This window comes from Baekduia alba (assembly GCF_028416635.1).
Classification (GTDB): domain Bacteria; phylum Actinomycetota; class Thermoleophilia; order Solirubrobacterales; family Solirubrobacteraceae; genus Baekduia; species Baekduia alba.
Genome location: NZ_CP114013.1, coordinates 1,476,748 through 1,503,292, shown reverse-complemented (window position 1 = coordinate 1,503,292; position 26,545 = coordinate 1,476,748). Strand labels below are relative to the sequence as shown.

21 protein-coding genes are annotated in these 26,545 nt (G+C 72.8%); 5 read left to right on the top strand and 16 right to left on the bottom strand.

What is annotated here, in order from left to right; all coding sequences use genetic code 11:
* Genes DSM104299_RS07365 through nadC form a run of 3 tightly spaced genes read right to left on the bottom strand, consistent with a single transcriptional unit; the run spans window position 1 to window position 2,544 of the window.
* The gene (locus tag DSM104299_RS07365) at window positions 1-675 is read right to left on the bottom strand and encodes a DUF2461 domain-containing protein (protein ID WP_272476647.1); all 675 of its coding nucleotides are present in this window, start codon (window positions 673-675) and stop codon (window positions 1-3) included.
* Window positions 676-679: 4 nt separating this feature from the next.
* Window positions 680-1,693: a quinolinate synthase NadA gene (gene nadA / locus DSM104299_RS07360; protein WP_272476646.1), complete on the bottom strand. Its 1,014-nt coding sequence runs from the start codon at window positions 1,691-1,693 to the stop codon at window positions 680-682.
* An 8-nt stretch (window positions 1,694-1,701) separates the two neighbouring features.
* Entirely contained in the window at window positions 1,702-2,544 is an 843-nt protein-coding gene (gene nadC / locus DSM104299_RS07355) for a carboxylating nicotinate-nucleotide diphosphorylase (protein ID WP_272476645.1), read from the bottom strand.
* A gap of 23 nt (window positions 2,545-2,567) precedes the next feature.
* Between nadC and DSM104299_RS07350 the strand changes: the two genes are divergently transcribed.
* Window positions 2,568-3,116, top strand: a complete 549-nt coding sequence (locus DSM104299_RS07350) for a hypothetical protein (protein WP_272476644.1) — start codon at window positions 2,568-2,570, stop codon at window positions 3,114-3,116.
* On the top strand, window positions 3,113-3,925 hold the full coding sequence (locus DSM104299_RS07345) for a tyrosine-protein phosphatase (RefSeq protein ID WP_272476643.1): 813 nt from the start codon (window positions 3,113-3,115) through the stop codon (window positions 3,923-3,925). The genes DSM104299_RS07350 and DSM104299_RS07345 overlap by 4 nt, the downstream gene beginning before the upstream one ends.
* Window positions 3,926-4,024: 99 nt before the next feature.
* On the opposite strand, the gene DSM104299_RS07340 is transcribed toward DSM104299_RS07345, so the two are convergent.
* Window positions 4,025-4,981 carry a tocopherol cyclase family protein gene (locus DSM104299_RS07340; RefSeq protein WP_272476642.1) on the bottom strand — a complete coding sequence of 319 codons (957 nt, stop codon included), beginning with the start codon at window positions 4,979-4,981 and terminating at the stop codon, window positions 4,025-4,027.
* A gap of 75 nt (window positions 4,982-5,056) precedes the next feature.
* On the opposite strand from DSM104299_RS07340, the gene DSM104299_RS07335 reads away from it, so the two are divergent.
* Window positions 5,057-7,237: an ATP-dependent Clp protease ATP-binding subunit gene (locus DSM104299_RS07335; RefSeq protein WP_272476641.1), complete on the top strand. Its 2,181-nt coding sequence runs from the start codon at window positions 5,057-5,059 to the stop codon at window positions 7,235-7,237.
* 108 nt (window positions 7,238-7,345) lie between these two features.
* Window positions 7,346-8,503, top strand: coding sequence for a baeRF3 domain-containing protein (locus tag DSM104299_RS07330; RefSeq protein ID WP_272476640.1), 1,158 nt, complete (start codon window positions 7,346-7,348; stop codon window positions 8,501-8,503).
* 457 nt (window positions 8,504-8,960) lie between these two features.
* On the opposite strand, the gene DSM104299_RS07325 is transcribed toward DSM104299_RS07330, so the two are convergent.
* The 5 genes from DSM104299_RS07325 to DSM104299_RS07305 all read right to left on the bottom strand — a co-directional run bounded on the left by DSM104299_RS07325 (window position 8,961) and on the right by DSM104299_RS07305 (window position 15,664).
* Window positions 8,961-10,460: an aminotransferase class I/II-fold pyridoxal phosphate-dependent enzyme gene (locus tag DSM104299_RS07325; RefSeq protein ID WP_272476639.1), complete on the bottom strand. Its 1,500-nt coding sequence runs from the start codon at window positions 10,458-10,460 to the stop codon at window positions 8,961-8,963.
* 48 nt (window positions 10,461-10,508) lie between these two features.
* Window positions 10,509-11,615 carry a peptide chain release factor 2 gene (prfB, locus tag DSM104299_RS07320; RefSeq protein WP_272476638.1) on the bottom strand — a complete coding sequence of 369 codons (1,107 nt, stop codon included), beginning with the start codon at window positions 11,613-11,615 and terminating at the stop codon, window positions 10,509-10,511.
* A gap of 48 nt (window positions 11,616-11,663) precedes the next feature.
* Window positions 11,664-14,534 carry a preprotein translocase subunit SecA gene (gene secA / locus DSM104299_RS07315; protein ID WP_272476637.1) on the bottom strand — a complete coding sequence of 957 codons (2,871 nt, stop codon included), beginning with the start codon at window positions 14,532-14,534 and terminating at the stop codon, window positions 11,664-11,666.
* Between the two features lie 79 nt (window positions 14,535-14,613).
* A complete protein-coding gene (gene hpf, locus DSM104299_RS07310) occupies window positions 14,614-14,997 on the bottom strand; it encodes a ribosome hibernation-promoting factor, HPF/YfiA family (RefSeq protein WP_272476636.1) in 384 nt (127 codons plus the stop codon).
* A gap of 112 nt (window positions 14,998-15,109) precedes the next feature.
* Window positions 15,110-15,664: a ComF family protein gene (locus DSM104299_RS07305; protein ID WP_272476635.1), complete on the bottom strand. Its 555-nt coding sequence runs from the start codon at window positions 15,662-15,664 to the stop codon at window positions 15,110-15,112.
* Window positions 15,665-15,863: 199 nt separating this feature from the next.
* Between DSM104299_RS07305 and DSM104299_RS07300 the strand changes: the two genes are divergently transcribed.
* Complete coding sequence (locus tag DSM104299_RS07300) at window positions 15,864-16,727, top strand: cytochrome c oxidase assembly protein (protein ID WP_272476634.1); 864 nt, start codon at window positions 15,864-15,866, stop codon at window positions 16,725-16,727.
* A 395-nt stretch (window positions 16,728-17,122) separates the two neighbouring features.
* Here DSM104299_RS07300 and DSM104299_RS07295 read toward each other — a convergent pair whose 3' ends face one another.
* From DSM104299_RS07295 to DSM104299_RS07265, 7 genes are all read right to left on the bottom strand, one after another.
* Complete coding sequence (locus tag DSM104299_RS07295) at window positions 17,123-18,490, bottom strand: UTP--glucose-1-phosphate uridylyltransferase (protein WP_272476633.1); 1,368 nt, start codon at window positions 18,488-18,490, stop codon at window positions 17,123-17,125.
* Window positions 18,491-18,506: 16 nt separating this feature from the next.
* The gene (locus DSM104299_RS07290) at window positions 18,507-19,202 is read right to left on the bottom strand and encodes a PKD domain-containing protein (RefSeq protein WP_272476632.1); all 696 of its coding nucleotides are present in this window, start codon (window positions 19,200-19,202) and stop codon (window positions 18,507-18,509) included.
* A 110-nt stretch (window positions 19,203-19,312) separates the two neighbouring features.
* The gene (locus tag DSM104299_RS07285) at window positions 19,313-20,548 is read right to left on the bottom strand and encodes an adenosylhomocysteinase (protein ID WP_349294537.1); all 1,236 of its coding nucleotides are present in this window, start codon (window positions 20,546-20,548) and stop codon (window positions 19,313-19,315) included.
* Window positions 20,549-20,560: 12 nt separating this feature from the next.
* Window positions 20,561-22,030, bottom strand: a complete 1,470-nt coding sequence (gene ahcY, locus DSM104299_RS07280) for an adenosylhomocysteinase (protein ID WP_272476631.1) — start codon at window positions 22,028-22,030, stop codon at window positions 20,561-20,563.
* Window positions 22,027-22,419 carry a MerR family transcriptional regulator gene (locus DSM104299_RS07275; RefSeq protein ID WP_272476630.1) on the bottom strand — a complete coding sequence of 131 codons (393 nt, stop codon included), beginning with the start codon at window positions 22,417-22,419 and terminating at the stop codon, window positions 22,027-22,029. Before DSM104299_RS07275 ends, ahcY begins: the two co-directional genes overlap by 4 nt.
* Before the next feature lie 44 nt (window positions 22,420-22,463).
* Window positions 22,464-23,000: a hypothetical protein gene (locus tag DSM104299_RS07270; protein ID WP_272476629.1), complete on the bottom strand. Its 537-nt coding sequence runs from the start codon at window positions 22,998-23,000 to the stop codon at window positions 22,464-22,466.
* A gap of 36 nt (window positions 23,001-23,036) precedes the next feature.
* Entirely contained in the window at window positions 23,037-26,471 is a 3,435-nt protein-coding gene (locus DSM104299_RS07265; protein WP_272476628.1) for a calcium-binding protein, read from the bottom strand.
* Window positions 26,472-26,545 lie beyond the last annotated feature (74 nt).

Sequence of the window (26,545 nt, the reverse complement as noted above, 5' to 3'; positions counted from 1 at the left end):
CTAGCGCCGCCGGCGTCCCGGCGCCTGACCCTCCGGGTCCGGCGCGCCCACGTGGTCGGCGAGCCAGGCCAGCAGCGGCGCACAGGCCGTCCAGGTGTCGCGCAGGTGGTCGAGCGCCGCGTCGCGGCCGAGGCTCGGGCCGTCGCCGACCGCGGTGTCCGGCGGGATCCGCGCGCCGGCGACCAGCATCTTGTGGCGCAGGAGCGCGACGCGGAGATGGTCGCGCGCGTAGCCGCGCGGCGCGGTCTTCAGCGCCTCGCCCCACGTCTCGATCCCGGCGGCGTCGAGCGCGCCGACGATCGACTCCAGCGCGGTGCCGCTGCTCTCCGCGTCGACCGCCGCCCGGAAGCGCGCCAGCTGACCGGCGTCCATCCCGTAGGCCCCTGTGCCGGCGAACAGGCCGTCGCCCGACAGCTCTGCGTAAAGCCGGCCGTCGATCGTCCCGTAGGCGCGCGTCTTGTAGGGCGACTTGTCGGGCGAGAACCGCACGTCGCGGTTCGGCCGGGCGATCCACACCGGCGCGTCGCCCGCCATCTCCTCGAGCAACGCGGTCAGCGGCCCTCGCACCTCGACGTCGTACTCCGGCCGGTGCGCGTGGAACCACGCCTTCGTGTTGTCGGCTTCGAGCCCGGCGAACCAGCGGAAGGCCACCGGGCCGAAGCCGTCGAACGCCATCGCGCTAGCCGATCGCCACCATGCGCTCGATCGGGATCCGGGCCCGCTCGGCGAGCGCCGGGTCGACCTTGACCTCGCCGGTCAAGTCGCGCAGCGCGTCGCGCAGCTTCGGCAGCGTGATCATCTTCATGTACTTGCACGACGCGCGCTCGTTGGCGGCGATGAAGTCGACGTCGGGCGCGGCCATCCTGAGCTGATGCAGCATGCCGGTCTCGGTCGCCATGATCGCCTGCCCGCCGTGGCCCGCCTGGGCCTTGGCGTAGTCGAGCATCCCGCCGGTCGAGAGCATGTGCACGCCCTCGGTCGCGATGTCGCCCGCGGCCACGTACTCCATGACCTGCGTCGTGCAACCGCACTCCGGGTGGACCAGGAAGTCGGCGTCCGGGTGGGCGGCGCGGACCGCGGTGATGTCGTCCGGGCGGATGCCGGCGTGCACGTGGCACTCGCCGTCCCAGACGTGGAAGCGACCGCTGCCGTTGAGCCCGAGCTCCTTGGCGACGTAGGCGCCGAGCCACATGTCCGGGCCGAAGAGGATCTCGGTGTCGGACCCGTGCTCGGCGTGGATGTGCTGGACGACCTTGACGGCGTTCGACGACGTCACGCAGTAGTCGGTCAGCGCCTTGGTCTCGGCCGTCGTGTTGACGTACATGACGGTGACGGCGCCGGGGTGCTTGGCCTGCCACGCCGTGAGCTGCTCGGGCGTGATCGAGTCGGCCAGGGAGCAGCCGGCGTCGAGGTCCGGGATCAGGACGGTCTTCTCGGGCGAGAGGATCGACGCGGTCTCGGCCATGAAGTGGACGCCGCAGAACGCGATCACCTCGGCGTCGACGGCGGCGGCCTTGCGGCTCAGCCCGAGCGAGTCACCGACGTAGTCGGCGGCGTCCTGCACCTCGGGCACCTGGTAGTTGTGGGCCAGGATGACGGCGTTGCGTTCTCGTGCGAGCGCGCGAACCTCTGCGGTCAGCGCGCTACTTTCTTCGGCCGTCAGGGCCTGGGAAACAGTGGGGCTGGGGGCCATGGGGAGGTTCATGGCAGACGCTCCAATATGAGGGAGAGGTCTAGGGCCGGTGCGGAGTGCGTGAGCGCTCCGACCGAGATGAAGTCTACCCCGGTCTCCGCCGCGGCTCGGACCGTGTGCAGGTCGATGTTCCCGCTGGCCTCCAGCTCGGCGCGGCCGGCGACCTCGGTCGCGATCGCGCGCATCGCGTCGGGGGTCATGTTGTCGAGCAGGATCCGCGGGGCGCCGGCGGCGAGGGCCTCCCGTACGTCGTCGGCGGTCTCGGCCTCGACCTCGATGGCGATGTCCGGGAACCGGCGCTGGGCGGCGCCGACCGCGTTGGCGATCCCGCCGGCCGCCTCGACGTGGTTCTCCTTGATGAGCACCATGTCGAACAGGCCGAAGCGGTGCGACGTCCCGCCGCCGGCGACGACCGCGGCCTTCTCGAGCGGCCGCAGCGTCGGCGTCGTCTTGCGCGTGTCGAGGATCCGGGCGCCGGTGCCGTCGATGGCCTGGACGTAGCGGTTGGTGAGCGTCGCGACGCCCGACAGGCGCTGCAGGAAGTTCAGCGCGGTGCGCTCGGCAGTGACGATGCCCGCGGCGGTGCCGGTGATCCTGAGGATCTGGGTGCCGGGCTCGTGCCAGGTGGATTCGGGCGCCAGGCGCTCGATCTCGGCGTCGGGGTCCTGCTGGCGGAACGCCTGCTCGGCGAGATCGAGGCCGAAGACGACGCCGGGCGCCTTCTGGGTGATGGTCGCGGTCGCGCGGGCGCCGTCGGGCACGGTCGCGGCGGTCGTCACGTCGCCGTCGCCGACGTCCTCGGCGAGCGCCCGCGCGACGACATCGGCGACGAAAGTGGGATCGAGGGGCATCTGTGGGCCAGGATATGCGGCGAATGGAGGTCGACCTCGACACGTGGCTGCCGGCGCCAGCCATCCGGACAACGCATCGGCGCGAGGCCGCCGCGCCTCCGGACGCGCTGTGGGCGGCCGCGCGCGGGCTGCGCGTCGACGCGACGGGTCCGCTCGGCCGGCTGGTGCGCTGGCGGATCCCGGGCCTGCCGGCCGCCGTGACGTTCGCGGAGCTGTTCAGCGCGCCGCCGTTCACGGTCCTCGACGAGGGCGACGGCTGGTCGGTGTCCGGACTGGTCGGACGGATCTGGACGCTGCGGCGCGACTACCCGGCGCTCGACGGCGCGGACGCCTTCGCGGCGTGGGCGCAGCCGGGAACGGCGCGGGTGGTGTTCGCGCACTGGGTGGTCCCGGGTCCGGACGGACGGTCCACGTTGTTCTCCGAGGCGCGCGTGGCGCCGGTCGACCGGGGCGCCGCGCTGCGGCTGCGGGCGCTCTGGGCGGTCGTCGGGCCGTGGGAGCGGCTGATCGGCGGAGAGGCGCTGGGCCGGGCGGTCAAGAGCGCGGAGGCCGCTACGTTGGAACGGAGATGACGGTCGCCGACGCCCATCCTCGCTGGATCGACCTGGAAGGCGCGGTCAACGCCCGCGACGTCGGCGGGATCCCGTTGCGGGACGGCGACGGCGTCGTGGCCGGCGGGCGGCTGCTGCGGTCCGACAACCTCCAGGACCTGACGGCGTACGACGTCGCGCACCTCGTTGATGATCATGGTCTGCGCGCGGTCGTCGACCTGCGCACCGGCGTCGAGGTGCGCCTGGAAGGACCGGGTCCGCTGCACGCGGTCGACGGCATCGTGATCGAGCACCGGTCGCTGTATCCCGAGGCCGGCGAGCGCACCGACGTCCTCGAGGCCGAGACGATCGTGCCGTGGCAGAACGGCGTCCACGGCGTGGACATGCCCGGCGAGACCCCGACCGTGCGGACCTACATGGGCTACATGGCGCGTCGCCCGGACTCGATCGTCGCCACGCTGCGCACGATCGCCGCGCCGCCCGACGGCGGGGCGACGCTGGTGCACTGCGCGGCGGGCAAGGACCGGACAGGGCTGGTCGTGGCCCTGGCCCTGGAGATCGCCGGCGCGTCCCGCGCGGCGATCGTGGCCGATTACGCGGTGACCTCCGAGCGCATCGAGGCGATCGTGGCGCGGCTGGCGGCCTCACCGACCTACGCGCAGGACATGCAGACCAACGACCCGCACCACCACTCGGCGCGCCCGGAGTCCATGGCCCGGATCCTCGAGCTCCTCGACGACCGCCACGGCTCACCGGAAGCCTGGCTGCGCGAGCACGGCCTGGAAGACGACGCGCTCACCGCGCTGCGCGAGCGCCTGCGCGCGGCGTAGCGACTGGTACGGCGGCGATCGCGCCGGCGACGTGGCCGCCGCGGCCAGCGACGGTGGCGCCGCGGCCACCGTGGAGGCGCGTCAACCGCGGCGCGGCGCTCAGGTCCGCCCCTGCTCCAGGCCCGCCAGCGTCGACGTCCCGGAGAAGACCGTGCGGCCGCGGCGGCGCAGACGGAGATGGAGCTCGCCGGCCAAGTGCTGGGATGCCGCCTGCTCGCGGTGACGGCGCTCCGCGGGCACGGGCACCGGCAGCAGGTGCGGCGGCGTGCCGTTGGCGTGGCCCTCGACCTCGACCGACACCCCGCCCGGGGTGCGGCCCGACAGGCGCCAGCCCGCCTCGCCCACCGCGACGCGCAGCGGTTGCAGCGGCCGGACCAGCCGCACCATCTCGCCGCCCGCGCTGACCACCAGCGACGTCGCCGTCACGCGCAGCGCGCCCACGCCCGCCCGGCCGCCGGCGAACGCCACGCAGGCGTCGTCGTCATCGCCGAAGCCGTGTGCCTGGCCCCACCACCAGCGCTCCGGGAAGCCGCCGTTGGACCAGTTCTTCTCGGCGTAGGCCACCGCGCCGTCGAGGTCGATCTCGCGGCCCGCGACCACCGCGTGGCCGCGCACCCGCGCGCGCAGCAGCCACGGGTGCCAGTACTGCGACAGCCCCGGGATCGCCTGCGCCGCGCCCAGGGCGCCGAACGCCCGGCGCGGCCAGCGCCCCGGCCGGTCGAGCGCGACGTCGAGCGCGACGTCCGGCAACCGGACGGAGACCGAGGTCGGCGTGGCGACCAGCGCCTCGCCGACCGCGATCCGGCCGGACGCATCCGCGACGGCGCGCGGCAGGGCCACGGCGGTCGAGAACCCGCCGGGATGGGCGGCCACGCCGGCGGTGCCCCAGGCGGCGCCCGACGCATCCCGGTTGACCGCCGCCAGCACCACGACGACGTCGCCCGTCACCACCGACGTCAGCCGCCAGAACCAACCCTCCATCGCCACCCCGTGGGGCCGTCGCGGATCGCCGAAAGGCAGATCCGCGCCCGTCCGCCGGTATGTGTCGAGCAGCACGGAAGCATCATCGCAGGCCCGCTACTATCTCAGTCCGAAGCACTCAAGTTTCCACAACTCCATATCACAGGAAACATGCCAGAACAGCCTTTCACCAACTTCGTGCCCTGCAGCATCTGCGCCGAGCGCCCCGGCACGCTCCAGATGGTCGTCCAGACCGAGAGCGGACGCCAAGGCGCCCTCATGTGCGAGAGCTGCGCCCGCGACCTCATGCAGGGGTTCGGGCAGGCCGGCATCGGCCCGGCCGCCGAGGGCGCCAACGACTTCGACGGCCCCAACGGCAACCCGTCGCGCCGCCCCTCCGGTGGCCCCCAGACCCGCACGCGCCAGCAGGAGCGCCCCACCTCCGACACCCCCGCGCTCGACGAGTTCGGCCGCGACCTCACCCGCGACGCCGGCGAGGGCCGCATCGACCCTGTCATCGGGCGGGAGGACGAGATCGCCGAGACCGTCGAGATCCTGGCCCGTCGCCGCAAGAACAACGCCGTGCTGATCGGCGAGGCCGGCGTCGGCAAGACCGCGATCGTCGAGGGCCTGGCCCTCCACATCCACAACAACGACGTCCCCGAGGCGCTGCACGGCGTCCGCGTCGTCGCGCTCGACATGGGCGCGCTCGTCGCCGGCTCCCAGTACCGCGGCCAGTTCGAGCAGCGGCTGAAGGCCGTGCTCGCCGAGGTCACGGCCGCCGAGGGCAAGATCATCGTGTTCGTCGACGAGCTCCACACGGTCCTGGGCGCCGGCGGCGCCGAGGGTGCGATGGACGCCGCGAACCTGCTCAAGCCGATGCTCGCCCGCGGCGAGCTGCGGATGGTCGGCGCCACCACGCTCAGCGAGTTCCGCAAGATCGAGCGCGACGCCGCCCTGGCCCGCCGTTTCTCGCCCGTCACCGTCGACGCGCCGAGCGTCGAGGAGACCGTCGAGATCCTGACGGGGCTGCGCGACGCCTACGAGGCTCACCACGCCGCCAAGATCACCGACGACGCCCTGGCCGCCGCCGCCCGCCTGAGCGATCGCTATCTGACCGAGCAGCACCTGCCCGACAAGGCCATCGACCTGATGGACCAGGCCGCGGCGAAGCTGCGCCTCGCGACGCCCCGACCCGTCGACACCGCGACGCTGCGCGAGCAGCTCAAGGCCGCCGTCGAGGTCGAGGACTATGAGAAGGCCGCGTGGCTCCAGGAGCGCATCCGCGAGGCGGACGACACGACGACCACCAACGCCGTGGTCGTCGACGAGACCGCGATCGCAGCCGTCGTCGCCACGCGCACCGGCATTCCGGTGGGCGAGCTGGTCGCCGGCGAGCTCCAGCGCCTCGTCGACCTGGAGGACGACCTGCACCTGCGCGTCGTCGGCCAGGACGAGGCCGTCGCGAAGGTCGCCGACACCATCCGCCGCGCCCGCGTCGGCCTGTCTGAGCCGGACCGGCCCCTGGGCTCGTTCCTGTTCCTCGGCCCGACCGGCGTCGGCAAGACCGAGCTGGTCAAGGTCCTCAGCGAGCGTCTCTTCGCGAGCGAGGACGCCCTGGTCCGCATCGACATGTCCGAGTACCGCGAGCCGCACACGGTCGCGCGGCTGGTCGGCTCGCCGCCCGGCTACGTCGGCTACGGCGACGGCGGCCAGCTCACCGAGCCGGTCCGGCGCCGCCCCTACAGCGTGATCCTGCTCGACGAGATCGAGAAGGCGCACCCCGAGGTGTGGAACGTCCTGCTGCAGCTGCTCGACGACGGTCGCCTGACCGACGGCGAGGGTCGGACGGTGGACTTCACCAACGCGGTGATCGTGATGACGTCGAACCTGGGCGCCGGTCGCGCCAAGCGCGGCATCGGCTTCACCGCCGCCGACGCGCCCACCGACGACGACCGCATGCTCGCCGCCGCCAAGTCCGCGTTCCTGCCGGAGTTCATCAACCGGATCGACGAGGTCGTGACGTTCTCACCGCTCGGGAACGAGCAAGTGACGAAGATCGCGAGCCTGATCGTGGAGCGCGTCGCCGGGCGCCTCAGCGACGAGCGGCGGATCACGCTGACCGTCGACGAGGAGCTGACCGCGCAGCTCGCGGCCGACGGCTTCGACGAGGAGTTCGGCGCCCGCCCGCTGCAGCGCCACGTGCGCCGCACGCTGGAGCGGGAGCTGACCCGGGCCATCCTGGCCGGGTCCCTGACCGACGGCGCGCAGGTGCGCGCCACGGCCGGTGCGGAGGGCGGCGTGGCGCTGGAGGTCAGCGCCGCCGCCGCACCGGAGGCGGCGGCCGCCTAGGCGCCGCAGCTGAAGGAGAGGAAGGACCGGAGGGCCGGCGTTTTCCGCAGACGTCGGCCCTTCTGCCGTGGCGGGTTCCCTGTGCGCGTGAGAGGGTAGGCGGTCAGCATGGCGACCGACATCACGACCGACCACCTGCGCGAGCTGGCCGAGACACGCAGCGCGCAGGGCAAGGTCCTCAGCGTCTTCATCAACCTGGACCCGCGCGAGTTCGCCACGCCACGGGCGCGCGCGACCGAGATCAGCTCGGTCCTCGACGAGGCGTCGCGGACGATCCGCGAGCTCGACGGCCTGACCCACGACGAGCGCACGGCGCTCCAATCCGACCTCGAGCGCGTGCGCTCCGGCCTGGGCAACGGCGTCGACACCGAAGGCGCCCGTGCGCTCGCGGTGTTCGCGTCCCAACCCGCCGGGCTCTTCGAGGTCCTCAAGCTTCCGCGGCCCGTCGACCACAAGGTCGCGATCGCCGACCACCCGTGCGTCGAGCCGCTGGCGCGGATCGGGACGGGCGAGTTGTGGTGGTTCGTGCTCGTCGACCGCAAGCACGCCCGGCTGCTGACCGGCACCGTCGACGGGCTCGTCGAGGTCTGGCGCCGCGAGGACGACGTCCTGGCCCGGATCGACTCCGACAAGCAGGACCAGGACGGCCGCTCCGAGCGCCGCTACGAGCGCAGCGTCGAGAAGGAGATCGACGGCCACCTGCGCGGCGTCGCGAAGGAGCTGCAGACGCGGCTGCGCGACGTGCATCTCGCCGGCATCCTGGTCGGCGGCCGCAAGGACGTCGTCTCCCACTTCGAGACGCTTGTCGGCTCCGAGGTCCGCCGCTGCCTGAAGGGCCGCTTCGACGCCGATGTCTGGAACACCGGCGCCGACGACGTGCTCAAGGCCGCCAGGCCGGTGCTCGACCAGCTCGGCGCCCAGCGCGACGAGGAGCTGCTGGCCAAGCTCGAAGGCGGGCTGGCGACCGGTCGCGCCGTCGCGGGGCTGAAGGACGTCCTGCCCACCGTCCACGAGCGGCGCGTCGACACGCTGGCGGTCGAGGAGGGCTTCACCGCCAAGGGCACGCGCTGCCCGCAGTGCGGCTGGATGGGCGTGAGCGCCGGCGGTCCGTGCCCGGCCGACGGGACGATGACCGAGGTCGTCGACAACATCGTCGAGCTGGCGGTGGGCCGCGCGCTCGGCCAGGACGCGCAGGTCAGGTACTTCCCGCCCGCGGAGTCGGCGCTGGAGCAGAAGGGCTCCATCGCCGCGGTCCTGCGGTTCTAGTCAAGGAACGCGAAGCGCGTAGGTCCCGACCACCAGCCTGAGGGGCCGGCGGCCTGTGCCGCCGGCCGCCCACGTCAGGTTCGCCGAGCCGGATGTTGCGCTGCGTCGGGCCCGAGCCCCACGAGTGCGCGCCGCGCAGGCGCCGGGTGATGTTGTAGGCGCTGCTCGCGTCGGTGACCGCGACGCGTGCGCGAAAGCGGACGACGACGACGGGCTGGCCGGCACGCCGCTCGACGCGGGCGCGCACCGGCGTCCGGACGTCGGCGGCGGTCACCTTCGGCGCGGGGCGTGGGCGGAAGCCGGGCAGCGGGCAGGCGTCGCGGCCGCCGACCCAGCCGGTCTCGCTCACCGGGCAGACGCGCCCGCCCGCGAACGTGACCCTGGTGATCGACGTGTTGCTCGGCTCGGGGGCGCCATCACCAGACAGAGTGGTGATCGACGGGCGGTTTTGTGACGGCTACTGCTCGATCAGCGCGTGGATCGTCCGCATCGTCGGGTCGGCCGCCCCGTGCAGGCGGGCGCCGGAGTCGACGAGCTCGCGCAGGTAGGACGCCGCCTCGGCCGTGATCCGCTCGCCGGGCAGCAGCGCCGGGATGCCTGGCGGGTAGCCGGCGATCGACTCGCACGAGATCCGGCCGATCGCGGCGTCGAGGTCGACCACCTCGGACTCGCCCAGGAAGGCGTCGCGCGGCGCGACGACCATCGTGTTGCCGAGCGCACCGGGGCCGCGGACGAGCGCCTGGACCGGCGCGCCGGGCTTGATGATGCGCTTGACGGTCTCGTCGACGTCGCCCGCGAAGCGCACCAGGGCCTCGACGGGCTGGCCGACGCCGAGGACGCACACGATCGTCGCGACGGTCGCGAGCTCGGGCTGGACGTCGTAGGCGTTGCGCAGCGCCTCGGCGACCTCGTAGCCCGTGCGGCCGGTCTCGCGCGTGTCGAGGACGAGGCGCAGCGGGTCGTAGGCGGCCACGCCGGGGCGGCCGACGAAGTCGTAGTCGATGGTCTTGATCCCGGGCGTCGTCGCGAGCTTCTCGCGCGTGGCCTTCGCGGCGGCGATCGTCTCGTGCAGGAGCGCCTCGCCGTGGACGGCGAGCTGCCGGCGCGCGCCGTCGAGCGAGGCCATCAACAACGACGAGGGCGACGTCGAGCGGACGAGTCGGATCGCGCGGCCGACGGCGCTCGGGTCGATCCGGCGGGTGTCGGCCACGTGCAGCATCGCCGACTGCGTCAGCGAGCCGACGATCTTGTGCGTCGAGGTGAGGACCGCGTCGGCGCCGAGCCGCAGCGCCGACTCGGGCAGGTCGGGGTGGAACCCGAAGTGCGGGCCCCAGGACTGGTCGACGACGAGCGCGACGTCGCGCCGATGGGCGACCTCGGCCAGCGCGGCGACGTCCGCGGCCATGCCGTAGTAGGTGGGAGAGACCACGAACGCGACGCGTGCGTCGGGGTCGTCGGCGAGCGCCTCGTCGAGCGCGTCGGGCGTGACGCCGTGCGCCATGCCGAGCTCGTCGTCGTAGGCCGGCGCGACGAACGACGGCAGGCCGCCGCTGAGGACGAGCCCGTCGACGATCGACGCGTGCGAGTTGCGTTGTGCGACAACATGCGTGCCCAGCGGCGCGAGCGCGAGGCACAGCGCGTGGTTGCCCTGCGTCGCGCCGTTGGTCAGGAACCACGTCCGCGCCGCGCCATAGGCCTCGGCCGCCAGCGCTTCGGCGCGCTCGTACGGCGTCGGCCTGACCCCGAGGTCGACCCCGTGGATGTCCTGCGGGATGTCGATCCCGAGCGCCCGGTCGCCGAGCGCATACCGCAGCCCGGGATCCGCCCCCGGCCCACCCTTGTGCCCGGGGACATGGAACCGCCCCGGCCCCCGGAACCCATAGGCGACGACCGCATCGAGGTAGGGCGCCGTCGGCTGCTCCGACGGCCCAGACTTTGGAGTGCTCGCCTCGCTCATCGACGCCAGGCTATCGGCGGGGTGGCCGGCGGAGGACCGCTGGCGGGCTTAGCCCGCCGCCTTCAGGAGGTACTCGCGCACGAACCCGTCGAGGTCGCCGTCGAGGACGCGTTGGGCGTCGCCCATCTCGCGGTCGGTGCGGTGGTCCTTGACCATCGTGTACGGGTGGAGCACGTAGGAGCGGATCTGGGAGCCGAAGTTGACGTCGAGCGTCTCCCCCTTCTCCTTGGCGATCTCCTCCTGGCGCTCGCGCTCCTGGCGCTCCAGGATCTTGGCCCGGAGCATCTTCATCGCCGTCTCCTTGTTGGCCGACTGCGAGCGCTCGTTCTGGCACTGCACGACGATGCCCGTGGGACGGTGGGTGATGCGGACGGCGGAGTCGGTCTTGTTGACGTGCTGGCCGCCGGCGCCGGAGGCCCGGTACGTGTCGACCTGCAGGTCGTCGGTGTCGATCTCGACGTCGCCGGTGTCCTCGATGACCGGCGCGACCTCGACGCCCGCGAACGCCGTCTGGCGCCGCGACTGCGCGTCGAACGGCGAGATCCGGACCAGCCGGTGCACGCCCTGCTCGGCGTTGAAGAGCCCGTAGGCGTTCTCGCCCTCCGCGCGGAACGTCGCCGACTTGATGCCGGCCTCCTCCCCCGCGCTGGCCTCCAGCAGCTCGACCTTGAACTTCCGCGACTCGGCCCAGCGCATCATCATGCGCAGCACCATCTCGGCCCAGTCCTGGGCGTCGGTGCCGCCGGCCCCCGCGTTCACGGTGACCAGCGCGTCGCCGGAGTCGTACGGACCCGAGAAGAGCCGCTCCTCCTCGAGCTCGGATAACCGGGACTCGACCGACGCGAGCTGCTCGGTCAGCTCGTCCGCGAGCTCGTCGTCCTCGGCGGAGAGCTCCAGCAGCCCGTCGAGGTCCTCGATGTCGGAGGACAGCTCGGTGAACGTCTTCAGCTTGCGCGTCGTGCGCGCGTGCTCGGCCGACACCTTCGCGGCCGCGCCGCTGTCGTCCCAGAACCCGGGCGCCTGCATCTGGGCCTCGAGCTGCTCGACGCTCGCGCCCAGCGCGTCCGGGTCGGTGGAGTCGCGCAGGCGGTCGTAGCTGGCCCGGATGGCCGCGATGCGCTGCGGGATCGGCGTGTCTGAGGTCGACGTGGCCACTACGCCCCGTGACACATTGACGTAACCATCACCGTGTCAAAGGTGCCGCTAGGCACCGTGACACTTCTTATATTTCTTGCCGCTCCCGCACCAGCACGGGTCGTTGCGGCCGATCGTCTCGTGCTCGTCGACCCTGCGCTGCTGGACGATCGGGATCGCGTCCTCGGGCAGCTCGGCGTCGGCGTAGCCGACCGGCGCGCCACCGCCGCCCGCGGCCTCGGTCAGCGCGCTCGGCTGCTCGGTCCCGACGCCGCCGGAGTACTGGACGGACCCGGACCCGCCCACCCCGCCCTGGGCCTCCGGGATGGCGGGGCCGGCGTCGCCCTCCACCTCGACCTCGACGTGGTAGATCATGCGCGAGAAGTCCGCCCAGATCGAGTTCATCAGGTCGGTGAAGAGGTCGAACGCCTCGTTCTTGTAGGCGACGAGCGGATCGATCTGCGCGAACCCGCGGAGGTGGATGCCCTCCCTCAGGTAATCCATGTCGTACAGGTGCTCGCGCCACTTGTTGTCGATGACCTGCAGCAGCAGGTAGCGCTCGAGCGCGCGCATGAGCTCCTCGCCGAGCTCCTCCTCGCGCGCGTCGTAGGTCTTCATCGCCTCGTCGACGAGCAACTCGATGAGCTCCTCGCGCTCGTTGACGGCGTCGATCCTGTCCGGCCCGAAGCCGACCGGGAAGATGTCGGCCAGCGCGGTGAACAGGCCGCCGACGTCCCAGTCCTCGACGTACTCGGAGACCGTGTACTCGTCGACCACGCGGCGGATGACGTCGGCGACGTTCTCGCGCGCGACCGGGCCCATGTCGCGGCCCTCGAGCACCTCGTCGCGGTACTTGTAGACCACGCGGCGCTGCTCGTTCATCACGTCGTCGTACTCGAGGACGCGCTTGCGGATGAGGAAGTTCTGCTCCTCGACCTTCTTCTGCGCCTTCTCGATCTGCTTGGAGAGCATGCCCGCCTCGATGGGCTCCTCGTTGCCCTCCTCGTCGAGCGTGCCGAGCCGGTCGAGGATCTTGTAGATCCGATCCCCGGCGAAGAGCCGGACCAGGTCGTCCTCGGCGGAGAGGAAGAAGCGCGACTCGCCCGGGTCGCCCTGGCGACCGGCGCGGCCGCGGAGCTGGTTGTCGATCCGGCGCGACTCGTGGCGCTCGGTGCCGCAGATGAACAGGCCGCCGGCCTCCAGCACCTTCTCGTGATCGGCGGCGGTGCGCTCCTCGATCGTCGGGAAGACCTTCATGTAGGTCTCGTCGAAGTCCGGGTCGCCGGGCGACAGGCCCAGGTTGCGCAGCTCGAGCTCGGTCTGGTGCTCGGGGTTGCCGCCGAGCTTGATGTCGACGCCGCGGCCCGCCATGTTGGTGGCGATGGTCACCGCGCCGGGCCGGCCGGCCTCGGCGACGATGTCGCCCTCGCGCGCCGCGTGCTCCGGCTTGGCGTTGAGGACCGCGTGCGGGATCCCGAGCTTGTCCAGGCGGGTCGCGATCATCTCGGAGATCTCGACCGAGATCGTGCCCACGAGGACCGGCTGGCCGGCCTCGTGACGCTCCTTGATGGTGCTCAGGAGGGCGGTCCACTTGCCCTCCTTGGTCTTGTAGACCTGGTCGTTCTGGTCCTTGCGGACCATCGGCCGGTTCGTCGGGATCTGGACGACGGGCAGCTTGTAGATCTTCATGAACTCCGTCGCCTCTGTGAGGGCGGTGCCCGTCATGCCGGCGAGCTTGGAGTACATGCGGAAGAAGTTCTGGTACGTGATCGTCGCGAGGGTCTGGTTCTCCTCGTGGATCGCCACGCCCTCCTTGGCCTCGACGGCCTGGTGCAGGCCCTCCGACCAGCGACGGCCGTCCAGGATGCGCCCGGTGAACTCGTCGATGATCTTGACCTCGTTGTCGACCACCGCGTAGTCGACGTCCTTCTTGTAGAGCGACTCGGCCTTGAGCGACTGCAGGAGGTGGTTGACCAGCGGGCCGTTCTCGGCGCGGTACAGGTGGTCGATGCCGAGGAACTTCTCGGCCTTCGCGACGCCCTGCTCGGTGACCGCGACGGTCTTGTGCTTCTCGTCGTACTCGTAGTCGAAGTCCGCGACGAAGTCCTTGCGGGCCCTCGGGTCCATGCCCTCGGGCGTCTTGCCGGCCTTCATGACCTTCGCGAGCTTCGCGAACTGGACGTAGTGCTCGGCGGCGGCCTCGGGGGCGCCGGAGATGATCAGCGGGGTGCGCGCTTCGTCGATGAGGATGTTGTCGACCTCGTCGACGATCGCGAAGAAGTGCATCGCGGTCGGGCGCCCGTCCTCGCCGAGGCGGCCGCCGTGCTGGACCTTGTCCTCCATCGACTGCGCCATGTTGTCGCGCAGGTAGTCGAAGCCGAACTCGGAGTTCGTGCCGTACGTGACGTCGCACGCGTAGGCCTCGACCTTGTCGTCCGGGTCCATGTCGTTCTGCAGGATCCCGACGGTGACGCCGCACGCCTCGTAGAGGGGCATCATCCACTCGGCGTCGCGCTTGGCGAGGTAGTCGTTGACCGTGACGACGTGGACGCCCTGGCCGGCGAGCGAGTTCAGGACGACGGCGAGCGTGCCGGTGAGCGTCTTGCCCTCGCCGGTGCGCATCTCGGCGATGTTGCCGCCGTGGAGGACCATGCCGCCGATGAGCTGCACGTCGAAGTGGCGCATGTTCATCTTGCGCCGGCCGACTTCGCGCGCGATCGCGAAGCACTCGGGGAGGACCTCGTCGAGGGCGGCCGTGACCTTGTCCTCGCTGGACTGGCCGCGCACGTGCTGGCGCAGCGCCTCCATGCGGTCCTTCAACTCCTCGTCGGACTCGAGCTCGAGCTCGGGCTCGAAATCGGCAATTCGCGCCACACGCTTCTCGTGTTGGCGGAACTGCTTCGTCTCTCCGATGTTCAGCGCGCGGTCGAGCAGACCCATGCGCTCAGTGTAGTCGGCGAGGGCTGCGCAGTCGGGGCGAACCCGTGCCGAAACGGTCCGCCCCGCGCGCTCGCCGACGCTAGATCGCCGCGGAGATGCCTCCGGCGCCCGCGCCGTCCGGCGTCATGCCGGGCTGCTGCATGGCGGCGGCTCGCGACTCCCTGCGCTTGCGCCGCTTGTCCCGGTGGCGCTTGACCTGGATGGCCAGCTCGTCGGCGCAGAGGTTGATCGAGTGGGCGATGTCGCGCGAGGAGTCGCAGGCGCGGAGCGTGGTCCCCTTGACGCGGAGCGTGACCTCCGCGACGAACGCGTCCGGGTTGGACGGGTTCTGCTCCTGGCTCAGCTCCACCTCCAGGGTGGCGAGCTCGGAAACCTGCTTGCCCACCTTGGCGAAGCGCTTCTCCACGTGCTCCCGGATCTCGTCCGAGACGGTCATGTGGCGGCCCTTGACCTCGATCTGCATGCGGCCCTCCTGGGGCTGGGATCACTAGGTCTTCGCAACGGTACCCCGGGGATGGGACGCCGGCAACGCCTGTCGACGAACTTTGGGGCATTGCACAACTTCTCGGCGGTCTTCAGGTCAGCGTGCGGGCATAGGTGACGGCCGCGACGTGCTCCGCCCCAGCCTCCCGCAGGGCCGCGGCACAGGCGTGCAGCGTCGCGCCGGTGGTGTGGACGTCGTCGACGAGGATCGCGATGTCGGGGACCGGGCCGGCCCTGGTCCGCACGCCGACGTCCGCGCGTAGGCGGCGGCTGCGGGTGAGCCGTGCGTGGGCGGGCGCGCGCTCGCGGGCGAGGACGCGGGCGACCGGCAGCCCGGCGCGCGGGCCGAGCTCGCCGGCGAGGCGCGCGGCGTGGTCGACGCCGCGGAGGCGGCGGCGCAGCGGATCGGCGGGGACCGGGACGAGCGTCCCGCGCCAGGTGCCCGGCGGCGCCGTCGCCGCCATCTGCGCGGCCATCAGCCGCGCGAGGCGCAGCGCCCCACCGTCCTTCAGCGCGATCACCAGCGGCGGTACGGCGCCGGCATAGGCCATCGGCGACCAGGCGGTGGCGAACGCCTGCGCCCGGGCTGGGCAGGCCCGCGGCGAGCAGCGCTCGGGCAACCCGCAGCGCGGACAGCGCCCGGTCATGGGGAGCCACGGCAGCGACGTGCGGCAGGAGCGACACAGGGGGTCGCCCGGTACGCCGTCGCCCGCGCGACGGCAGGCGACGCACGCCGGTGGGACCAACACCTCCAACAAGCCTTCGAGCATGGGTCCCAGCCTGCCGTCCGATGTGTGACGGATCTACAGCACGCCGTCACGACTTCGCGGAGGCATACTTGCGCGAGTGCTCGCCGTCGCGGCCGACACCTCGTTCTCGCTCGCACCGGGCCCGATCCTCATCGTGGTCGCGCTCACCGCGCTCTACGTCGCGCGCTGGCGACAGGTCCGCAAGTCCGGCTCAACGCGCGGCGCGTCGTACGGGCGGCTGCTCGCCTGGCTGGGCGGCATGCTGTGCATCGCGATCGCGCTGATCTCCCCGATCGACACGCTCGCCGATCAGGTCTTCGCCATGCACATGGTCCAGCACGTGCTGCTGCTGGACTTCGCGCCGATCCTGCTGATCCTGGGCCTGTCCAAGGTGCTGTTGCGCCCCGTAGCGCGCACCGTCCTCGACGCCGAGCGCGCCCTCGGTCCGATCGCGCACCCGATCTTCGCCGTCGCGTTCTACGTCGGGTCGATGTGGCTCTGGCACATCCCCTTCATGTACGACGCGGCGCTCAACCACTCCGGCGTCCACGTCATCGAGCACACGTTCTTCCTGAGCGCGGGCCTGCTGTACTGGTGGCACCTGCTCTCCCCCGTCCGCGGCCGCCACCTCACGGGCCTCGCGCCGGTCGGCTACATGGTCTCGACCAAGGTCTTCGTCGGTCTGCTCGGGATCTTCCTGACGTTCGCCCCCTCGTCGATCTACAGCTTCTACGAGCACCGCCCGCAGGTCTGGGGTCTGCACCCGGCCGACGACCAGGCGCTGGCCGGGGCGATCATGGCGATCGAGCAGTCGATCGTCATGGGCGTCGCGCTCGCGTACCTGTTCGTGCGGGCGCTGGCGGAGTCGGAGCGCCAGCAGGAGCGGGAGGACCGGTACGAGGATGCGCGCGAGGCGGCGGCGGCGGGCGCCGGGCCGGGTGTGGGGGTTCGGGAGCCATAGGGGCGCGCCGTATGAGTGTGGAGGCGGCGCTCCGTCTCGCTGGTGTGGCTCGTCCTGGTGGCAGCGCCGAGCAGACGGTTCGAGGCCGAAGCGAGCGCGCGTCGGGGTCTGTGTCGTCTGGTGTCCCGCATGGGGACACCAGACGACACGGATCCAGGATTCGCCGGCGATTCGGTGCGACCCTCGCGGGCGACCCTTCGGCCCCGAATCGCCCGCCCCGGAGCACGACCGACGACGAGCCACACCGACCCCGGTGGCGCCGCCCCAACGCCTTCACGCCCTTGATGAGGAACGAACCACGCTCCGCGGCACAACCAGCGCCCCGTACTGTCGACCAACCCCGCCGCGCGCTCCTAGCCCTCCAGGACCGGCGACCCCAAGAGCAGGCGTCGCTCCTAGCCCTCCAGGACCGTCCCGTCCTCCACGCGCTCGACGCCCTCGACCGTCACCTCGCCGCGCACGACCACGTCCGCGCCGAACGCGACGTCGCCGACCACCCGCAGCGCGTCGCACGCCACCAAGGACGGCGCGCCCGACCCGAAGCGCGCGTCGAAGTCCGCGACCAGCTTGTAGTAGTCGGTGTCCAGGTCCACGAACGGCGGGACGCCTGCCCGCTCCGGCGCCAGGTGCACCGCCCGGCCGTCGCCGATCACGTAGGCGTCGGACCGCAGCGACAGCAGGTCGTTGGTCGTCTTGACCGGCACGAACCGGGACCGGGGAACGCGCAGGGCCGCGGCGCCCTCGAAGACGCCGATCGCCGCGCCCATCGCGGTCTCCAGCTGGATGACCGGGGTCGACCCCTTGTCGCCCGGGTCCACCGTCTTGCGGTTGACGATCATCGGCAGGTCGATCACGCCGTCGTTGGCCGAGACGACCTCCTGCAGCGCGACCAGGTCCACCCACAACGTGTTCGTGTTGAAGTACTTGTGCCGCGACGTGTCCTGGAAGGCGTCGACGTCCTCGTCGGGCGTCTGCGCGATCTCGCGCAGGACCAGGCCGCCGTCCTCGCGCCGCCGCGCGAGATGCCCGCCCTTGCGGTCCGACGACGTCCGGTCGGCCACCTCCATCAGGAACGGCGCGCCCTCCGCGGCGAACCACGCGAGGATCCGCGGATCGAGCACCGCACCCAAGTTGTCGCTGTTGGAGACGAAGGCGTAGCGGTAGCCCTCCTCCAGCAACGACGACAACATGCCCGAGCCGACCAGGGCGGTGTACAGGTCGCCGTGCCCGGGCGGCGCCCACTCCATCGCGGGATCGGCCTCCCACGCCACCGGCTCCAGGTCGTCCTCGCGCACCTTCGGGACCTTGTTCTGGACGAAGTCCGCCGGCAGCCCGGCGCTGAGATCCTCGTAGCGCCCCAGCGCCTCCAGCGAGTCGTCGCGCGTCGCGAACGAGTTCATCACCACCAACGGCAGCCGCGCCCCCGACCGCGCGCGCAGGTCCAGCACCTGCTCGGCGATCAGGTCCAGGAACGTCTTGCCGTCCTTGACCTCGAGCAGGGACTTGGCCTTGGTCATCCCCATGCTCGTGCCGAGGCCGCCGTTGAGCTTGACGACGACCGCCTGGTCGAGCAGCTCGGCCGACGCGTCCTCGGTCAGGTCGTCGGCGTCGGGCAGCGACGCGACGGGCTCGATCTCGGCCTCGGCGAGCGTCCCGGTCTCCCCCTCCCGCAGGCGGCGGTACTGGCGCGCGAAGCTCTCGACCGCCGCGTCGTCGAGCCCCTCGGCCCGCATCTTCTCCATGGCTGCGTCCAAGCCGGTCACGCCGGCAACCTACCCGCTAACGGGCCACCGGCACGCGATACGACATCGTCCCCCAGATCGAGGAGGTCCGGACCCGGCCGCGGAACGCCGTCGCCCGCACGGCCGTCCGCCGGCCCAGCCGCTGCCGCGCCCGCCGCGAGAGCCTGACGTGGATCACGCGCGGGCCGCCGCTGGCGATGTCGAACGACCGCTGCGCGAGCAGGAACGGCGTCTGGTGGCGCCCCTTCAACGCGACCGCCCGCAGCGTGCCCTTGCAGCGCGCCGCCCCGCGGCAGCGCAGCTCCACCCGCAGCCGGTGCTTGCGCAGCCGCACCTTCGGCGCGTGCACCACGACCTCCGGCGCCGCCGCGACGCCCGGCGCCAGCGACGTCCCGAACGGCTTGAGCGACGAGGGCGAGCGGTCCTGGCCGGTGACGTCGATGCCGCGCTGGGCCGTCGCCGACGCGCCGCCGGAGTCCGTCGCCGTCAGCGCGACCACGTGGTGGCCGGGATGGGCGAACGCGACCGACAGCCACGGGCTCTCGACGTCCAGCGCCTGACCGTCGATCGACCAGGTGTAGTCCATCAGCTGCCCGTCCGGATCGGTGGTGCCCTCGCCGTCGAAGGCCACCGGCGCGCCCGTGACCGCGGTGGCCGGCGCGTCGATCAGCACCACGGGCGCGGCTGCGCGCGCGGTGGCGGGGACGATGGCGATGCTGCTCAGCGCGACCACCAGGGCCGCGCGGGACGTGCGGGACAGGGCGAGGCTCCAGGTCGCGAGACCGGGAAGGTACTACGGGGCGACGGCGGCGCCGCTGGTCGGAGGACCAGCCGCGTTCCCGGCTACTCCCAGGAGCGCCGGTAGCGGCGCTGCTCGGCCGTCAGCTCGTCGAGCCGGACGCCGAGCGAGGCGAGCTTGAGCCGTGCGACCTCGCGGTCGATGTCGTCGGGCACCGGATGGACGCCGGCCGACAGCGAGCCCTCGCTCGCGGCGAGGTGCTCGACCGACAGCGCCTGCAGCGCAAACGACAGGTCCATGACCGACGCCGGATGGCCCTCGCCCGCGGCGAGGTTCACGACGCGGCCGGACGCCAGGAGGTTCAGCTTGCGCCCGCCGGCCAGCGTGTGCTGCGAGACCAGCGGCCGCACGGCGACGCCCTCGCCGCCGACCTCGCGCAGGGCGGCGAGGTCGATCTCGACGTCGAAGTGCCCGGCGTTGGCCAGGACCGCGCCGTCCTTCATCGCCTCGAAGTGCTCGCGGCCGAGCACGCCCGGCGCGCCGGTGACCGTGATGAAGATGTCGCCGCGCGCCGCCGCGTCGAGCGACGGCATGACCTCGAAGCCCTCCATCCGCGCATCGAGCCCGGCGACGGGGTCGACCTCGCAGACGACGACCTGGGCGCCCGCGCCGCGCGCGCGCAGCGCGATGCCGCGGCCCGTGGGCCCGTACCCGAGCACGACCACGGTCCGCCCCGCGAGCAGCAGGTTGGTGGCGCGCAGGATGCCGTCGAGCGTCGACTGCGCCGTCCCGTAATGGTCGTTGAACACGCGCTCGGCGCGCGCCTCGTTGACCGCGAGGACCGGGCACGCGAGCCGGCCGTCGGCCTGCATCGCGCGCAGGCGCACCAGGCCGGACGTCGTCTCCTCGGTCCCGCCGAGCAGCGCCTCCGCCAGGTCCGGGCGGACCGCGTGCAGCGTCACGAGCAGGTCCGCCCCGTCGTCGAGCGTGATGTTCGGCGCGAGCTCGAGCACGTCGGCGACGTGGCCGGCGTAGGTGTCGAGGTCCTCGCCGTGGCGCGCAAAGACCTCGACCCCTTCAACCTGCGCGATCGCCGCGGCCACCGCGTCCTGCGTGGCCAGCGGGTTGGCGGCGCACAGCGCCACGCGCGCGCCGCCGGCGACCAGCGTCCGCACCAGGTTGGCCGTCTCGGCCGTGACGTGCAGGCACGCCCCGACCGTGAGGCCGTCCAGGGGTCGCTGGTCGCCGAAGCGCTCGCGGATGGAGCGCAGGACGGGCATCTGGGCGTCCGCCCATTCGATGCCCGTCCGCCCCGCGTCCGCGAGCGCGATGTCCGCGATGTCGCTCAGCGACTAGTACCGGTAGTGATCGGGCTTGTAGGGGCCCTCGACCGGGACGCCGATGTAGGCGGCCTGGTCGGTGCGCAGCTCGGTGAGCTTGACGCCGACGGCGTCGAGGTGCAGGCGCGCGACCTTCTCGTCGAGGTGCTTGGGCAGGACGTAGACCTGCTTGTCGTAGTCGTCGTTCTTGGTGAACAGCTCGATCTGGGCGATCGTCTGGTTGGTGAACGAGTTGGACATCACGAACGACGGGTGGCCGGTCGCGTTGCCGAGGTTGAGCAGGCGGCCCTCGGAGAGCAGGATGATCGAGTGACCGTCGGGGAAGACCCACTCGTCGACCTGCGGCTTGATGTTGATGCGCTTGATGCCGTCGTAGTTCTCCAGGCCGGCGACGTCGATCTCGTTGTCGAAGTGGCCGATGTTGCCCACGATCGCCTGGTGCTTCATCTTGGCCAGGTCGTCGACCATGATGATGTCCTTGTTGCCGGTCGTCGTGATGAACACGTCGGCGGTGTCGATGACGTCCTCGAGGCGGGCGACCTGGTAGCCCTGCATCGACGCCTGGAGCGCGCAGATCGGGTCGATCTCGGTGACGATGACGCGGGCGCCCTGGGCGCGCAGCGACTCGGCCGAGCCCTTGCCGACGTCGCCGAAGCCGCAGACCACGGCGGTCTTGCCGGCGAGCATGACGTCCACGGCGCGGTTGATGCCGTCGACCAGCGAGTGGCGGCAGCCGTAGAGGTTGTCGAACTTCGACTTGGTGACCGAGTCGTTGACGTTGATCGCCGGGAACAGCAGCTCGCCCTGCTGGGCCAGCTCGTACAGGCGGTGCACGCCCGTCGTCGTCTCCTCGGTGACGCCCTTGATGCCCTCGCCGATGGCGGTCCACTTGCCCGGCTCCTCGGCGACGGTGCGCGTGAGCAGCGTCAGGAAGACCTTGAACTCCTCGGACTCGGCGCCCGCCGGGTCCGGCACGGCGCCGGCCTTCTCGAACTCGGTGCCCTTGTGCACCAACATGGTGGCGTCGCCGCCGTCGTCGAGGATCATGTTGGGGCCTACGAGAGACCCATCCCCATCCACCCACGTCAGGGCCTGCTCCGTGCACCACCAGTACTCCTCCAGCGTCTCGCCCTTCCAGGCGAAGACCGGAACGCCCTGCGGATCCTCGGGGGTGCCGTTCGGGCCGACGGCCACGGCGGCGGCCGCGTGGTCCTGGGTCGAGAAGATGTTGCAGGAGACCCAGCGGACCTCGGCGCCGAGCGCGGTCAGCGTCTCGATCAGGACCGCAGTCTGGATCGTCATGTGCAGGGAGCCCATGATGCGCGCGCCCTTCAGCGGCTGCGCGGCGGCGAACTCCTCGCGGGTCTTCATCAGGCCGGGCATCTCGTGCTCGGCGAGGCGGATCTCCTTGCGGCCGAAGTCCGCGAGGGACAGGTCGGCGACCTTGAAGTCGGTGTGGGTGCGGGCCTCGGTGGCGCTCATGCGGTCTCCGTGGGGGTCGGTTGGGTCTGTCGGGCGCGGACGGCCTCGAGGAGCTTGGAGTGCTTCTCCTGCTCGAACGTGAGCCAGTTGGCCGCCGGGACGTCGTCGGGACGCTCCGGCTTGGCCTCGAACCACGCGTCCACCGCGTCCCGCAACGAGGAGTCGCGGCGCAGGCGGAGCGCGAAGCCGATGTCACCCAGGCCGAGGTCGTAGTCGCCGAGCAGCTCCTTGAGCGTGCGCAGGCGCTGCAACTCGGCTGCCCCGTACAGGCGGTAGCCGGCGGCGGAGCGCTGGGGCTCGATCAGCCCGTTGCGCTCGATGTAGCGGAGCATGCGAGGGGACCAGCCCGTCGTCTCCGCTGCCTCGTGGATGGTGAGGGCGTCCGTCAACGCCCCCAACCTTACCACGATCGTGTCAAGGTTTGGCGCGGGTGTCAGCCCGCGGCCTTCAGGACCGTCTTGCGCCCCTTGTGCGCGGCCTCGTAGAGGGCGACGACGCCCTTGGTGGCGTTGTCGGCGTCGCGCAGACGCGCGACGATCGCCGTGGCCGTGTCGCCGTCGTAGCCGGGCCACGGCGGGTCGACGGTGATCGTGCCGCCGACGTCGTCGGGATCGCCGAAGGACTCGACCACGGTGGGCTCGGTGTCGAGGTGGCCGGCGGCCGCCGAGCCGCCGATCGGGCGCAGCGGCGTGGGCGGGCCCGGGTCCGGCGCGGCGGCGTTGGCCTCGTCGCGCGCGCGGCGGCGCGCGATGGCCTCGTCGGCCGTCGGCGGCGGCGCGCCGCCGTTGGCCGAGCCGGTGCCGGTGAAGGCGCCGCCGCCCGGCGGGGGCGGAGGCGGCGCGGGCGTCGCGGCGTCCCGTGCGGCCTGGTCGGTGACGATCGGCGCGACGCGGGCGTCGTCGTCGCCGCCGAGCAGGCGGCGCAGCAGCAGCTCGAGCAGCATCAGCGGCAGGCGGAAGAGGAAGGCCATGTCAGACCGGTGCCCGCCCGCGGGCACGCTCAGTCCCTACTTGCGCCGAACCGTCTCGCAGCCGTCGACCTCGTCGCCCTTGTCGATCTCCGCCACGTCGGTGCCCGCGCCGCAGTCGATGACGTCGCCCGAGCCGTCGGCCGCCGCGTGGATCGTGTCGTTGCCCGAGCCGCCGCGCACGACGTCGTCGCCGCGCCCCGGCCGGATCACGTCGTTGCCGGCGCCGCCGCGGATGACGTCCGGGCCGTCGTCGCCCTGCAGGACGTCGTTGCCGGGACCGCCGTCGACGTAGTCCGGTCCGCCGCCGCCGTAGATGGTGTCGTCGCCCTCGCCGCCGAGCAGCAGGTCGGGTGCGGCGGTGCCGGGATCGCGGTCGCCCCACAGCAGGTCGTTGCCGCGCGTGCCGTCCAGGACGTCGCCGCCGGCGCCGCCGAGGAGCTTGTCGTCGCGGTCGGCGCCGCGCACCGCGTCGCCGGTGTCGAGCGTCAGGACCTGCATGCCGGCCTGGGGGTTCTTCGCCGGCGGCTGGGCCTCGACGACGTGCTCGCAGCCGACGACGCCGCCGGACCTCAGCAGCTGGCGGTCGGCGTAGCCGCCGGCGGCGTTGGCTGGGTCGACGAGCACCGTGTCCTCGCCCGGGCCGCAGTCGATGTGCTCGTCGCCGCCGCGGTCGTTGGCCTGCAGCGTGTCGTTGCCGGGCCCGCCGGAGAGGTCGTCGCGGCCGCTGCCGCCGGCCACGACGTCGTCGCCGTCGCCGCCCCGCACGACGTCGGCGCCGGAGCCGCCGTCGAGCGTGTCGAAGCCCGGGCCGCCGTCGAGGCGGTCGAGCGCCTCGCCGCCGTCGAGGTCGTCGGTGCCCAGGCCGCCGATCAGCGTGTCGTGGCCGAAGCCGCCGGAGAGCTCGTCGTCGCCGGCGCCGCCGTCGAGGCGGTCGTCGCCGGACGCGCCGGCCAGCGCGTCGTTGCCGCCGTCGCCGGTCAGGCGGTCGCCGCCGGTGTCGCCGAAGAGGCTGTCGTCGCCACTGCCGCCGTCGAGCCGGTCGGGCGCCTCGTCGCCGTGCAGGGTGTCGCTGCCGGCGCGCCCGCGCAGCGTGTCGTGGCCGAAGCCGCCGGCCAGCGCGTCGTCGCCGGCGCCGCCGTCGAGGTTGTCGTTGCCGCGCCCACCGCTGAGCCGGTCGTCGCCGGCGCGGCCGCGCAGGACGTCGACGCCCGGGCCGCCGTGGCGGACGACGGGGCGCGCGGCGGCGGCCGTGCCGCTGCTCGCGGCGGCGGTCGTCACGCCGACGCCGTGGCCGAGACGGGCGGAGATCGCCGCCGTCGTCACGCTCGCCGCGCCGACCTGCGCCGCCTTGGCCGCCGGGCCGGCCTTGGCCTGCTTGAGCAGAACGCCACAGCCGGAGGCCTTGTCCTTGGCGTCGACGGTCGCGACGTCCGAGCCGTCGCAGGTCACGACGTCGGGGTCGCCGCCGTCGAAGGCGCCGATCGCGTCGGTGCCCGGCCCGCCGGTGAGCTGGTCGGCGCCCTTGCCGCCGGAGATGAGGTCGTCGCCGCCGGCGCCGTCGAGCCGGTCGGCTCCGCCCTCGCCGCTGAGGACGTTCGGGCCGTCGCTGCCGCGCAGCGTGTCGTTGCCGGCGCCGCCGGTGACGTCCTCGACGTCGGCGCCGACCAGGTCGCCCTCGCCGGGCTCGCCGTCGTCGGCGGCGCCGTCGAGCGTGACGCTCACGCCCGTGGTGCGCGACGCGTAGTCGACGCGGTCGTGGAAGCCGCTGCCGCCGAGCAGCGCGTCCGGGCCGCCGCCGCCGTCGAGGCGGTCGTCCCCGTCGCCGCCCTCCAGCGTGTCGGCCTCGGGCCCGCCGATCAAGATGTCGTCGAACGCGGAGCCGACGACGTGCTCGACGTCGCGGACGTCGTCGCCCTCGCCGGGCGCGCCGTCGTTGCCCTGGCCGTCGAGCGACACCGTGACGCCGCTGGCCGCCGAGGAGTAGTCCACCGTGTCGGTCCCGGGGCCGCCGCGCAGCGACGTGGCGCCGGGCCCGCCGGAGAGGCGGTCGTCGGCGTCGCCGCCGATCAGCGTCTCGAGGTCGGAGGCGAGGCTGTCGCCCTCCCCCGCCGCGCCGTCGTCGGCGGCGCCGTTCAGGCTCAGCGAGACCGGCGTCGCGCGGCCGGCGTAGCCGGCGCTGTCGCGCCCGTCGCCGCCCGCGAGGGCGTCGGCGCCGGCGCCGCCGGTGAGCTGGTCGTCGCCGCCGTCGCCGGCCAGCGCGTCGTCCCCGTCGCCGCCGAGCAGCGTGTCGTTGCCGTCGCCGGCGCGCAGGACGTCGCCGCCCGCGCCGCCGTCCAGGACGTCGTCGCCGGTGCCCGCATCGACGACGTCGTCGCCGTCGTTCCCGCTCAGCGCGTCGCGTCCTTCGCCACCGACGAGCTGGTCGGCACCGTCGCCGCCGCCGGCGTGGTCGTCGCCGTCGCCGCCGAGCAGCGTGTCGGCGCCCGCGCCGCCGTCGAGGCCGTCGGCGCCGAGGCCGGCGTCGAGCTGGTCGTTCCCGGCGCCGCCGGTGAGCTGGTCGGGGCCGGCCGAGCCGCGCAGGGCGTCGTTGCCGTCGCCGCCGTCCAGGACGGTCGTCGCCGGCGTGCCGGTGCGCGGCGGGATGACCGTGGCGGCGTTCAGCTGGTCGTCGCCGGCGTCGCCGTCGAGCGTCGCGCCCGTGACGGCCGTGGTCAGGGCGTCGTTGCCGTCGCCGCCGCTCAGGGTCGCGGCCGGTGCGGCGAGCGTGGTGAGGCGGTCGTCGCCGGGGCCGCCTGACAGCTGGGTCGTCGTGGCGGCCGCGGTCAGGACGTCGGCGCCGGCGCCGCCGAGCACGCGCTCGACGTCGGCGCCCACGGCGTCGCGCTCGCCGCTCTCGCCGTCGTCGGCGACGAGGCCGTCCGGCGTCACGCTCACCGGCGCGGTCCGTGCCGAGTAGTCCACCGTGTCGCTTCCGGCGCCGCCGGCGAAGGCGTCGGCGCCGTCGGCGGCGGTCGCGGCGACGAGGCGGTCGTCGCCGGAGCCGCCGTTGAAGGTGTCGTCGCCGGGCCCGTCGACGAACGTGTCGGCGCCGGATCCGGTCGTGACGACGTCGTTGCCGGCGCCGTCGGCGACCGTGATCGGCAGCGTGAACGCACCGCTCGTCGTCAGCCGGTCGTCGCCGTCGCCGAGGTCGACGGCCAGCGCCGAGGAGCGCAAGCAGCGCAGGCTCAGCGAGGTCCGCAGCCAGCAGGAGCCCGTCGAGCTCGTGAGCTGGCCGGCGCTCGTGAACGCGACGTCGACGTAGCTCGCGCTGACGCTGACGCCGATGTTGTTGGTCTCGCCCGGCGCGGCGACGAGGCGGAACGCGCTGCCGTCCACCCCGATCGTCGCCGCGCTCGCAACGCCGCCGCCGACCGCCTCGCAGACGGCGGCGAGCAGCACGAAGAGCAGGACAAGGCGGCGGCGGACCATGTCCTCCCGAGTGATCGGAACGACGCCACGCCGCTTGACCTCACGCCGCGCCCTACGTCAGGGACACGACGTGG

Bases quoted from the DNA above. Each gene is read 5' to 3' on its own strand.
- DSM104299_RS07365 (WP_272476647.1), bottom strand. From the start codon at position 675: ATGGCGTTCGACGGCTTCGGCCCGGTGGCCTTCCGCTGGTTCGCCGGG.
- nadA (WP_272476646.1), bottom strand. From the start codon at position 1,693: ATGGCCCCCAGCCCCACTGTTTCCCAGGCCCTGACGGCCGAAGAAAGT.
- nadC (WP_272476645.1), bottom strand. From the start codon at position 2,544: ATGCCCCTCGATCCCACTTTCGTCGCCGATGTCGTCGCGCGGGCGCTC.
- DSM104299_RS07350 (WP_272476644.1), top strand. From the start codon at position 2,568: ATGGAGGTCGACCTCGACACGTGGCTGCCGGCGCCAGCCATCCGGACA.
- DSM104299_RS07345 (WP_272476643.1), top strand. From the start codon at position 3,113: ATGACGGTCGCCGACGCCCATCCTCGCTGGATCGACCTGGAAGGCGCG.
- DSM104299_RS07335 (WP_272476641.1), top strand. From the start codon at position 5,057: ATGCCAGAACAGCCTTTCACCAACTTCGTGCCCTGCAGCATCTGCGCC.
- DSM104299_RS07330 (WP_272476640.1), top strand. From the start codon at position 7,346: ATGGCGACCGACATCACGACCGACCACCTGCGCGAGCTGGCCGAGACA.
- DSM104299_RS07325 (WP_272476639.1), bottom strand. From the start codon at position 10,460: ATGAGCGAGGCGAGCACTCCAAAGTCTGGGCCGTCGGAGCAGCCGACG.
- secA (WP_272476637.1), bottom strand. From the start codon at position 14,534: ATGGGTCTGCTCGACCGCGCGCTGAACATCGGAGAGACGAAGCAGTTC.
- hpf (WP_272476636.1), bottom strand. From the start codon at position 14,997: ATGCAGATCGAGGTCAAGGGCCGCCACATGACCGTCTCGGACGAGATC.
- DSM104299_RS07305 (WP_272476635.1), bottom strand. From the start codon at position 15,664: ATGACCGGGCGCTGTCCGCGCTGCGGGTTGCCCGAGCGCTGCTCGCCG.
- ahcY (WP_272476631.1), bottom strand. From the start codon at position 22,030: ATGAGCGCCACCGAGGCCCGCACCCACACCGACTTCAAGGTCGCCGAC.
- DSM104299_RS07270 (WP_272476629.1), bottom strand. From the start codon at position 23,000: ATGGCCTTCCTCTTCCGCCTGCCGCTGATGCTGCTCGAGCTGCTGCTG.
- DSM104299_RS07265 (WP_272476628.1), bottom strand. From the start codon at position 26,471: ATGGTCCGCCGCCGCCTTGTCCTGCTCTTCGTGCTGCTCGCCGCCGTC.